Genomic DNA, 10,881 nt, shown 5'->3' on the forward strand with positions numbered 1-10,881 from the left:
GCCCGGTGAGGCCCCCCGCTCCCGTGCCGAGGACACCGGACCGGAGGCGCCGCGGGACGATCCGCCCGCCGACGCGGGTCTCGCGGAGCTGCTCGCCCGTGCGCTGGCCGAGCACCAGGCCGGGACCTCCAGTGCCTCGGCGCTGGTCAAACAGCTCGGTGTGGACGACGACCGCGATCACCACTCCGGGGTGAACGGGAGACACCGCGGCGAAGGGTGACGCCCACGCCGCCGCGCGGTCCACGGTCGTGGCAGAGTGGCCCGTATCCCTCACGACAGTGTGGTCACGCGAGGACTGTGGAGAATGGCGTTGTCTGACAGGAGCCCGGGCGGGGTCCCGGAACGAACCGGTAGCACACAGCGGACGGTCGCGACGGTGGCGCCGCCGACGCGATCGACGTCCCCGTCGGCCCCCCGCAACCCGGACCATCTCCGCGACCAGTTGGTCGAGGCCGCCGCCGCGCAGGCGCCGGACATCGCCGACCTGATCCGCCTGTACTACCGGCTCGTGCCCGCCGAGGAGGTCCTCGCCGACGATCCCGGCGAGATCGTGGGTGCGGTCCGGGCGCATCTCGACCTGGCCGAACAGCGTATGCCGGGCCGTCCGGTGGTCCGGCTGTTCAATCCCGGTGCGGTCGGGGCGGGGTGGACGCGCGAGGCCACGGTCGTCCAGATCGTGACCGATGACATGCCGTATCTGGTCGACTCGGTGGCCGCGGAGCTGTCCCGCGGCGGGGTGCAGGTCCAGCGCATCCTGCATCCGATCGTGGTGGTGAGCAGGGACGTCACGGGTGCGCTGCGGGAGGTGCACCCGAAGGCCGACGTCGCCGACCCGCCCCCGGGCGCGACGGTCGAGTCCTTCATGTATCTCGAGATCGACCCGGTCAGCGACCCGTCCCGGGCCCGCGACCTGGAGCACGCTCTGATCCGGGTGCTCGGCGACGTCCGCGAGGTGGTCGAGGACGCCGAGAAGATGACCCGGCAGGCCCGGACCGTGGCCGGGAGCCTGCGGGCGGGCCCACCCCCGCTGCCGGCCGAGGACGTCGAGGCCGCGGATCTGCTGACGTGGCTGGCGGCGGGCCATTTCACGTTCCTCGGCTACCGGCACTACGAGGTGGTCTCCGACCCGGAGTCGGACGGGGCCGTGCTGCGCCCCGCACTGGCCTCCGGCCTGGGTGTGCTGCGCCAGGACAGCGAAACCGCGCGGGCCCTGACCCGGGGGCCGGAGGCGGCGTCCGCCGTGTCGTCGGCGACGCTGCTCGTGCTCACCCACGCCAGCGCGCAGTCCACGGTGCACCGTCCGGTGCACCCGTACTACGTGGGAGTGCGCACCTTCGACGACACCGGCCGGGTCACCGGGGAACACCGGTTCCTCGGCATGTTCACGTCGTCGGCGCTGCACGAGGACGTCCTGGACATCCCGGTGATCAACCGCAGGGTGCGGGAGGTCATCCACCGGGCGGGATTCCCGCTGGAGTCGTACTCGGGCGGGCGGATGCTGGAGGTCCTCCAGAACTGGCCGTTGGCCGACCTGCTGTCGGCCGATTCCGAATCGCTCTACGCCACGGCCACCGGGGCGATCACACTGGCGGACCGGCGGCTGAGGCTGTTCCTGCGCACCGATCCGTACGGACGGTTCTTCTCGTGCCTGGTGTTCCTGCCGCGCGACCGCTACACCACCCGCTCCCGCCTGGCGATGCAGGACGTGCTGCTCGACGAGCTGGACGGCACCGGGCTGGAGTACAGCACCCGTCTCGGCGAGACCCTGCTCGCCCAGATTCACTTCACGGTGTACACGGACCCGGGAACCGCGTCCGAACCGGACACCCTGCACATCCAGGAACGCCTCAACGAGGCGGTGCGCACCTGGGACGACTCGATGGTCGAGGCGATCCTCGCCGAGCGCAGGACCCGCGCCGCCGACGGCAAGGCCGTCACCCTGGCCGGTGAGGAGTCGGCCACCGAACTGGGCCAGCGGTACGCCTCCGCGTTCCCCGAGGCGTACAAGGAGGACTTCCCGGCCGACACCGCACTGGCCGACCTGCGCCGGCTCGAGGCGCTGGGCGGGCCCGACGACCTGGCGATGGCGTTCTACGTGCCCCCGGACGCCCTCGCCGGGCAGCGGCGGTTCACGCTGTACCTGCGGGAGGGCGTCACCCTGTCGGCGCTGCTGCCGATGTTGCAGCACATGGGGGTCGAGGTGATCGACCAGCGCCCGTACGAGGTGCAGACCGCCGACGGGACCCGCTGCTGGATCTACGACTTCGGCCTGCGGATCGAACCGCGGATGCTGGACGAGCTCGACGAGTGGGCCGAGAACGATCTGCGGGAGCGGTTCCAGGACGCCTTCGCCGCGGTGTGGCACGGGCACGCCGAGAGCGACGGGTTGAACGCCCTGGTGCTGCGGGCCGGACTGACCTGGCGGCAGGTCGCCGTGCTCCGGGCGTACTCCCGGTATCTGCGGCAGGCCGGGACGCCGTACTCGCAGGCCTACATCGAGAGCGCCGTGCTGACCCACACCGACATCACCACGGCGCTGGTGCGGTTGTTCGAGCTCCGGCTGGACCCGACGGGCGACGACCCGACGGGCGACGCGGGCACCCGGGACGCGGAGACCGAGACCCGGATCGCCGAGCTCGGCACGATGATCGACGCGGTGACGAGCCTGGACACCGACCGCATCCTGCGCAGGCTGCTCTCGGTGATCGTGGCGACCCTGCGCACCAACCACTGGGTCACCGACGCCGACGGCACGCCGCGGCCCTACCTCGCGCTCAAGCTCGACCCGCAGCAGGTGCCCGACCTGCCGGAGCCGCGCCCGGCGTACGAGATCTTCGTGTGCTCCCCCCGGGTCGAGGGGGTGCATCTGCGGTTCGGCGCGGTCGCCCGGGGTGGGCTGCGGTGGTCGGACCGCCGGGAGGACTTCCGCACCGAGGTCCTCGGCCTGGTCAAGGCGCAGGCCGTGAAGAACGCGGTCATCGTGCCGGTCGGCGCCAAGGGCGGATTCGTGGTGAAGAACCCGCCCGTACCCACCGGCGACCCGGGCACGGACCGGGAGCGGCACCACCGGGAGGGCGTGGCCTGCTACCGGATGTTCATCTCCGGGCTGCTGGACCTCACGGACAATCTCGTCGACGGCGTCACCGTCCCGGCCCGCGACGTCCTCCGCCGCGACGGCGACGACAACTACCTGGTCGTGGCCGCCGACAAGGGGACCGCCACGTTCTCCGACATCGCGAACGAGGTGGCGGCCGACTACGGGTTCTGGCTCGGGGACGCATTCGCCTCCGGGGGCTCCCGGGGGTACGACCACAAGGAGATGGGTATCACCGCGCGGGGTGCGTGGGAGAGTGTCAAGCGGCATTTCCGGGAGCTGGGCCTGGACACGCGGCGCGACGAGTTCACCGTGGTGGGCATCGGGGACATGGCGGGGGACGTCTTCGGCAACGGCATGCTGCTGTCCGACCGCATCCGCCTGGTGGCCGCCTTCAACCACCTGCACGTGTTCCTCGACCCGGACCCGGACCCGGACGCGTCCTACGCCGAACGCGCGCGGCTGTTCCGGTTGCCCCGGTCGTCCTGGGACGACTACGACCGCTCCGTCCTCAGCGAGGGCGGCGGGATCTACGCCCGCAGCGCGAAGAGCGTGCCCCTCACTCCGCAGATCCGGCGTGCACTGGGGCTCGACGCGGATGTGACCAGCGTGTCCCCGGCGGAACTGGTGCGGGCCATCCTGCTCGCCCCGGTGGATCTGCTGTGGAACGGCGGGATCGGGACCTACGTCAAGGCGGAGACCGAGACCCACGCCGAGGTGGGCGACAAGGCCAACGACGCGGTCCGCGTCGACGGCGGGCAGCTGCGCGCCCGGGTTGTGGGGGAGGGCGGCAACCTCGGCCTCACCCAGCGGGGCCGCATCGAGTTCGCCCGGACCGGCGGCAGGATCAACACGGACGCGCTGGACAACTCGGCCGGGGTGGACTGCTCCGATCACGAGGTCAACATCAAGATCATGCTGGACCAGCTCGTCGCCGGAGGTGACCTGGACACCGGCGCACGCAACGCGCTGCTGGAGAGCATGACCGACGAGGTCGGCGACCTCGTCCTGGCCGACAACTACCGGCAGAACACCGTGCTCGGGGTCAGCCGGGCGCACGCGGCGCCGATGCTCTCGGTACACCGCAGGCAGGTCGCGGCGCTGGAGGCCAAGGGCGCGCTCGACCGTGAGCTGGAGGCCCTGCCCGACGAGACCGGGTTCACCGAACTGGAGAACGCGGAGGAGGGGCTGTCCTCTCCGGAGCTGGCCACGCTGCTCGCGCACGTCAAGCTCGATCTCAACGACGAGCTGCTCGCCGGCGACCTGCCGGACGCCGAGGTGTTCGCGGGCAGGCTGCCGGAGTACTTCCCCGAGCCGCTGCGCCGGGACTACGGCGCGGCGCTCGGCAGGCACCCGCTGCGGCGGCAGATCACCACCACCCTGCTGGTCAACGAGGTCGTCGACGGCGCGGGGATCTCCTACGCGTTCCGGCTGGCCGAGGAGCTCAACGCCACCGCCACCGACGCGGTGCGGGCGTTCTCCGTGGTCACCGGCGTCTACGACCTGCACGCGGTGTGGGCCGCGATCGCCGAGCTGGACAACGTCGTGCCCACCGACACCACCGACGCGATGGTGCTGCAGACCCGGCGTCTGCTCGACCGGGCGGCGCGGTGGTTCCTCACCAACCGGCCGCAGCCACTCGCGGTCGCCGCGGAGCGGCACCGTTTCACCGACCCCGTGGCCGGATTGGCACCCGTGCTGGGCGAGCTGGTGCGCGGCGAGGACGCCGAGGTGGTCCGCCGGGAGACCGACGCCCTCACCGGGCAGGGGGTTCCGGACGGGCTCGCCCGGCGCGTGTCGTTGTTGCTGCCCAGCTACTCCCTGCTGGACATCGCCGAGGTGGCGGAACTGGCGGAGCACGGGGACGGCCCCACCGACGAGCGTGGTCTCGCCGAGACCGCCGAGCTGTACTACGCGGTGTCCGACCACCTCGGCATGGACCGGATGCTGCGCTCGGTGAACGACCTCGAACGCGGCAACCGCTGGCACGCCCTCGCCCGGCTCGCGCTGCGGGACGACCTGTACTCCTCCCTGCGGGCCATCACGCTGGACGCGCTGCGGCAGAGCGAACCCGGCGACAGCGCCGCCGACCGGATCGCGCAGTGGGAGCAGGCCAACTCCTCCCGGCTGGCCCGGGCCCGGGTCACCCTCGACGAGATCGAACGGTCGGGCCGGATCGATCTCGCCACACTCTCGGTGGCCGCCCGGCAGATCCGGGGTACGGTGCGCTGAGAACGCGCGCGCCGGTGGATGCCGGCGTGTGCCGGTGCGTGCCGGGGGAGGAGTCGGTATGGGTGAGTACCTCGCCCACGTGCGTCCGCGGTGGTCGGACATGGACGCCTTCGGGCACGTCAACCACGCCCGGCTCGTGACGGTGCTGGAGGAGGCGCGGGTGCCGCTGCTGTTCGGCGGCGGTGCCGGTGCCGGTGCCGGTGCCCACGGTCCGGCCCTGGGGGAGTTCGCCCGCGGCATCGTCGTGGTGCGGTTGTCGGTGGACTACCGCACCCCGATCGTCGTCGACGGCCGGGACGTCCGGGTGGGGATGGTGCTCACCGAGCTGCGCAACGCCTCGTTCACGCTGGGCTACACGGTGCACACCGGGCCGGACGAGAGCGACCCCGTGGCCGCGACCGCCACGACCGTGCTGGCTCCGTACGATGTGGGCAGGAACCGGCCGCGCCGACTCACCGCCACCGAGCGGGCGTTTTTGGCCGAGTACGTCCCGAGCGGACAACCAGCGTGACGGAGCCCGTCGAGGAGACCCCAGCGTGACCGAACTGCGTATCCCCGAACCCGCGGACCGGGACAGCCTCGCCGCGTTCGTCGCGCGGGCGGTGCGGCTCGACGGGCAGGCGGTCGTGCGGCTGCGGATGCGCACGGAGGACGTGCTGGAGGCCTGGGTCGCGACACCGTTCGAGGTGCTCGTCACCCGGGCCGTCGCCGGCGCGGTGGAACCCGGCGACATCAGTGTCTCCGGCAACGAACTGCTGGCCGCGCTCACCGTCACCCCCGGTGCGTCGATGGACCCCGGGCCGTCGCGGGACCTGCTCTGGCGGTCGGAACTGCCGACCCACGGGGGCACGGACTGGCGGGCCGTGGACGACCTCCCGGTGGGTGTCGTCACCGAGCTGGCCGACCGCGGTGTGACGCTCGCCCGGGAGAACGTGGGACCGCAGGGCACCCCGCCCGCGTCGTTGATGGACCAGACCGTGCTCACGGTGTCCGGTGCGGACCTTGAGGTGGGGGTGCCGATGCGGTGCCTGTTCGCGCTGTCCGGGATGGGGTTCGTGGATTCCTCGCTCACCGGCGACGTGGTGCGGGTCTCGGCCACCGGCGGGTGGTTGCGGCTGGACGCCCGCTACGGCGCGGTGCTGCGCCGCAGGCACGCCCTGCTGCCGTTGCTGGTCTGAGCCACGCCACGGCGACCGCCGGTCATCCGTCGAGCATCCCGGTCATGGTTTCGATCTCGGCGGTCTGGGTGGTGATCACTTCCTGCGCCATGTGCAACGCGTTCGGCTCCACACCGTCCGGCAGGTAGTTCCCCGCCATGGTCAGCGCCCCCTCGTGGTGGGTGATCATGAGTTCGAGGAACAGTCGGTCGAACTCGGCCCCCTCCGCGGCGCGCAGCGTGTCGAGCTGCTCCGGCGTGGCCATGCCCGGCATCCGGCCGTGCGCGTGACCCTGTCCGTCCCCGCCGTCGGCGCCGCCGGGAGCGTTGCGGTCCAGCCAGGCCCGCATGGCGTCGATCTCCCCGGCCTGGGTGACCGCGATCCGTTCGGCCAGGGACGTGACCCCGGCGTCGTGGACCCGGTCGGGCACCAGGTCGGTCATTACGACCGCCTGCTCGTGGTGCGGGATCATCCTGCGCATGTAGCGGATGTCGGCCTCGGTGACCTCGGCCTCTCGGCGCTGTCCGGTCGCACTGCCGGGCTCCACCGTCCGCGCGGATTCCCCCGGTCCGCCCGGCACGATCACGCCGGGCGCGGTGCCCCCGGCGTCCGCACCGGTCCCCGCATCGCCCGTACACCCGGCCAGTCCGACCGCCACGACGACGGCCATGAACGGCATACCCGCTCTCGAAGCACCTCGCATGCCGGTCAGCGAACCGCCGGGCGGGAGGTCACGTCAAGATCCCCGCTGGTTTCACTGCGAAGAACCCTCCGTTCGTCGCTATCGCCCGGTGATCGGTCGCACCGACAATGGCCTCTCGCCGAACAGCGGTGGGAAGGAGTGCGTCGCAGTGAGAACACGCGGACGTGGACGGTTCGGCACGATCGTCGCCGGGGTGACGGCACTGGCCTTCGCGGGGGTCGGAGCCCCCGCGGCCGTGGCGCAGGACGACATCCCCGACGTCGACGAGATCGTGCACAGCAAGAACATGCAGCAGCGGGCCAACATCCCGAAGCAGGCGCCGTTCGACACGCAGAGCGCGTACGGGACCGACATCGCCTTCACCGACGACCACGCGATCGTCGGCAACTATGACGGGTTCGTCGTCTACGACGTGAGCAAGCCGCACAAGCCACGCATCGTGAGCCAGGTGCTGTGCCCGGGCGGGCAGAACGACGTGTCCGTCTCCGGTGACCTGTTGTTCCTGAGCACGGACTACGCCCGGTCGGACGCCTCCTGCTCCAGCGAACCGGCCTCGGCCGCGGACGCGGGCTCGTGGGAAGGCATCAAGGTTTTCGACATCAGCGACCTGACCTCGCCCGAGTACGTCTCGGCGGTGCGCACCGACTGCGGCTCACACACCCATACCATGGTGCCCGCGCCCGAGCGCGACTCCGTGCTGCTGTACGTGTCGTCGTACTCGCCCGCGGCCGGGCTGCCGAACTGTCAGCCGCCGCACGACAAGCTCTCGCTCGTCGAGGTTCCGGTCGACGCCCCGGAGAACGCGGAGCTGGTGTCCGAGCCGGTGCTGTTCCCGGAGGGCGGCAACCCGGGCAACGGCTACACCCGCGCGACCACCGGGTGCCACGATCTGACGGCCTACCCGGAGAAGGACCTGATGGCCGGTGCCTGCATGGGTGACGGGGTGCTGGTGGACATCAGCGACCGGAGGAACCCGCGGGTGATCGACCGGGTGCAGGACAACGAGAACTTCGCGTTCTGGCACAGCGCCACGTTCAACAACGACGGCAGCAAGGTCGTGTTCACCGACGAGCTGGGCGGTGGCGGGATGGCCACCTGCAACGCCGACGTCGGTCCCGAGCGGGGCGCCAACGGCATCTACGACCTGACCGGTCGCGGTGACGACCGCGCCCTGGAGTTCCGCAGCTACTACAAGATCCCGCGGCACCAGGCGGACACGGAGAACTGCGTGGCCCACAACGGGTCGCTGATCCCCGTTCCGGGCCGCGACATCATGGTGCAGGCCTGGTACCAGGGCGGCGTGTCCGTGTGGGACTTCACCGACTCGGACAACCCGACCGAGATCGGCTACTGGGAGCGTGGCCCGCTCTCGGACGAGAACCTGATGATCGGTGGGCCGTGGTCGGCGTACTACTACAACGGCCACATCTACTCGTCGGACATCCAGAAGGGCCTCGACGTGCTGACGATCCGCGATCCGCGGACCGCCCCGGCCCGGTCGGTGCACTTCGACGAGTTCAACGCCCAGACCCAGCCCTCCTACTGAGCCCTCCTACTGAGCCCTCCTACCGAGCCCTCCTGCTGAGCTCCTGCTGGGCTCTCCTGCTGAGGGGTTCCGGCGCCGATCCGGCGACGGGCCGGGAACGGACCGGGCCCGCCACGCCCCCCGTCGGGCGGGTGGCGGGCCCGGTCCCGCGTCACTCGAAGCTGTTCATCAGCGAGTGCGCCGCCATCTCCAGGTACTGCCAGAGCTGGGAACGGTAGGGCTCCTCGATCCCGGACTCGTCCACGGCGACCCGCATGGCCCGCAGCCAGGCGTCCCGCTCGATCGGCCCGATCTTGAACGGCATGTGCCGCATCCGCAGGCGCGGGTGGCCGCGCCGGTCGGAGTAGGTGTGCGGACCGCCCCAGTACTGCATGAGGAACAGCCGGAGCCGTTCCTCGGCGGGGCCCAGGTCCTGTTCCGGATAGAGCGGGCGCAGGACCTCGTCCTCGGCCACCTCGGCGTAGAACCGGGCGACGATCCTGCGGAAGGTCTCCTCGCCGCCCACGGCGTCGTAGAAGGTTCCGGGGTCCGGTGTCGGGGCACTGCTCACGTCAGCCACGCCTCCATTCTGCCGTGCGGGCCGGTTCTCCCGGCCGGGCTGGTTCCGCTGTCCGGCCGCCGGCTCACACCGTGCCGGTCTCCCCGTCGCGGGCCTGGCCCGCGGTGAAGAACCGGCCCAACGGCGGTTCGACGCCCGCCTGCTCCAGGGCGCGCATAATCTCCGCGCGCAACGCGCGCTGCACGGCCCACTGCCTGCCGGGGCGCACCTTCATCGTCACCCGGAACTGAAGGCCCTCGGCGGTGACGGTCTCGACGCCGAGGACCTCGGGCGGCTCCATCACATCCGGCGCGATCGGTTCCCTCACCGAGGCCTCCTCGGCCACCTGCTGCATGAGCGCGGTGGTCTTGGGCACGTCGACGTTGTACCCGACCGGGATGTCCACCAGCGCGACCGCATGGCCCTGGCTGAAGTTGCCGACCCGGAGCACCTCGCCGTTGCGGACGTACCACACCGTCCCGTTCAGGTCGCGCAGCGTCGTGATCCGCAGCCCCACCGACTCGATCGTGCCGACGGCCTCCCCGACGTCGACGACGTCGCCGACGCCGTACTGGTCCTCCAGCATCATGAAGATCCCGGAGAGGAAGTCGCGCACGAGATTCTGCGCACCGAAACCGACGGCGACCCCGACGATCCCCGCCGAGGCCAGGATGGGCGCCAGGTTGATCCCGAGCTCACCCAGGACCAGCACGAAGGCCAGTCCGAAGACCACGAAGCTGGTCAACGACTTCAGCACCGACCCGATGGTGCGGGCCCGCTGCCGTCGCCGTTCCAGGACCACCGGTCCGAGCACCTCGGGGGCGTGCTCGCGCATCGGCTTCAGCAGCGCGGGCAACCTGCCGTTGCCGTTGGTGTCCTCGGTCCGGGTCAGCCGGTCGATGATCCTCCGGACGACCAGCCGGACCAGTACGGCTCCGAGAATGATCAGAAAGATGCGCAGGGGTTTCGCCACGAGCCAGTCCGCCGAGGTCGCCAGCCACTCGTTGCCCGTGGCCCGCCACACCTGGGCACACCAGGACCCCGCCGCCTCCTCGACGCACGCGGGTGGCTGGGTCGGAAACCGTGTCACGTCCCGGGTACTCCTTCCTCCGGTGTGGGGCCTGTCGTCCGGCGGGGCACGTCTCGGCCGGGGCCGGGACACCGACCCGATCGGGTGGTCCTCCGGTGTCGCGGACGGCCGTGTGTACCCCGGGCAACCGTACTCGGGGCCGACTTCGTCCAGAACACGCGTGCGTTCCGGGTGCCGTGTGTGGTCGACTGGTGTTCGACCAGGCTGCACCGTGGAGGTGGTCGAGTGCCTGACCGACAACCCGGCCCGCGCGGCGTACCCGGTCGTCAACGCGGTGAACACCAGGACCGCCAACACCACGTCGATGCCGATCCACGCGCCCGCCGTGACGATGTGGACGACCAGGGCACTCTTGCGCGCCCGTGGTCCGAGCCGCCTACCGCGGGTCGCGCGTGACCGCGGGAGGGAAGGTGGTTGTGTCGCGGTCACCGTTTCCCTCCGAGTTCGTCCGCCGCTCGGGTGAGCGTGGCCATACCCTGCTCCGTCCACGGCCCGCTGGTGAGCACGACGGCGTGGTCGAT

Annotated in this window: 8 protein-coding genes; 5 read left to right on the top strand and 3 right to left on the bottom strand. The window is 71.2% G+C overall.

Annotation, left to right across the window (positions count from 1 at the left end; translation table 11 throughout):
• The 4 genes from SACHA_RS25270 to SACHA_RS0110230 form a co-directional block, all read left to right on the top strand.
• On the top strand, positions 1-220 hold a 220-nt coding region (locus SACHA_RS25270), incomplete at its 5' end, for a hypothetical protein (RefSeq protein WP_039738605.1).
• 156 nt (positions 221-376) lie between these two features.
• Complete coding sequence (locus tag SACHA_RS0110220) at positions 377-5,326, top strand: NAD-glutamate dehydrogenase (protein WP_019809436.1); 4,950 nt, start codon at positions 377-379, stop codon at positions 5,324-5,326.
• 58 nt (positions 5,327-5,384) lie between these two features.
• Positions 5,385-5,837, top strand: a complete 453-nt coding sequence (locus SACHA_RS0110225; RefSeq protein ID WP_019809437.1) for an acyl-CoA thioesterase — start codon at positions 5,385-5,387, stop codon at positions 5,835-5,837.
• Positions 5,838-5,862: 25 nt separating this feature from the next.
• Positions 5,863-6,504 (top strand): hypothetical protein, encoded by a 642-nt coding sequence (locus SACHA_RS0110230; protein WP_019809438.1) that lies wholly within the window; start codon positions 5,863-5,865, stop codon positions 6,502-6,504.
• A gap of 22 nt (positions 6,505-6,526) precedes the next feature.
• Here SACHA_RS0110230 and SACHA_RS0110235 read toward each other — a convergent pair whose 3' ends face one another.
• Positions 6,527-7,162, bottom strand: a complete 636-nt coding sequence (locus SACHA_RS0110235; protein ID WP_019809439.1) for a DUF305 domain-containing protein — start codon at positions 7,160-7,162, stop codon at positions 6,527-6,529.
• A gap of 172 nt (positions 7,163-7,334) precedes the next feature.
• Between SACHA_RS0110235 and SACHA_RS0110240 the strand changes: the two genes are divergently transcribed.
• Entirely contained in the window at positions 7,335-8,732 is a 1,398-nt protein-coding gene (locus SACHA_RS0110240) for an LVIVD repeat-containing protein (RefSeq protein WP_019809440.1), read from the top strand.
• A gap of 151 nt (positions 8,733-8,883) precedes the next feature.
• On the opposite strand, the gene SACHA_RS0110245 is transcribed toward SACHA_RS0110240, so the two are convergent.
• Positions 8,884-9,282 (bottom strand): globin, encoded by a 399-nt coding sequence (locus SACHA_RS0110245; protein WP_019809441.1) that lies wholly within the window; start codon positions 9,280-9,282, stop codon positions 8,884-8,886.
• A 73-nt stretch (positions 9,283-9,355) separates the two neighbouring features.
• The gene (locus SACHA_RS0110250) at positions 9,356-10,360 is read right to left on the bottom strand and encodes a mechanosensitive ion channel family protein (protein WP_028663052.1); all 1,005 of its coding nucleotides are present in this window, start codon (positions 10,358-10,360) and stop codon (positions 9,356-9,358) included.
• Between the last annotated feature and the right edge of the window lie 521 nt (positions 10,361-10,881).

The organism is Saccharomonospora halophila 8, assembly GCF_000383775.1.
GTDB lineage: Bacteria > Actinomycetota > Actinomycetes > Mycobacteriales > Pseudonocardiaceae > Saccharomonospora > Saccharomonospora halophila.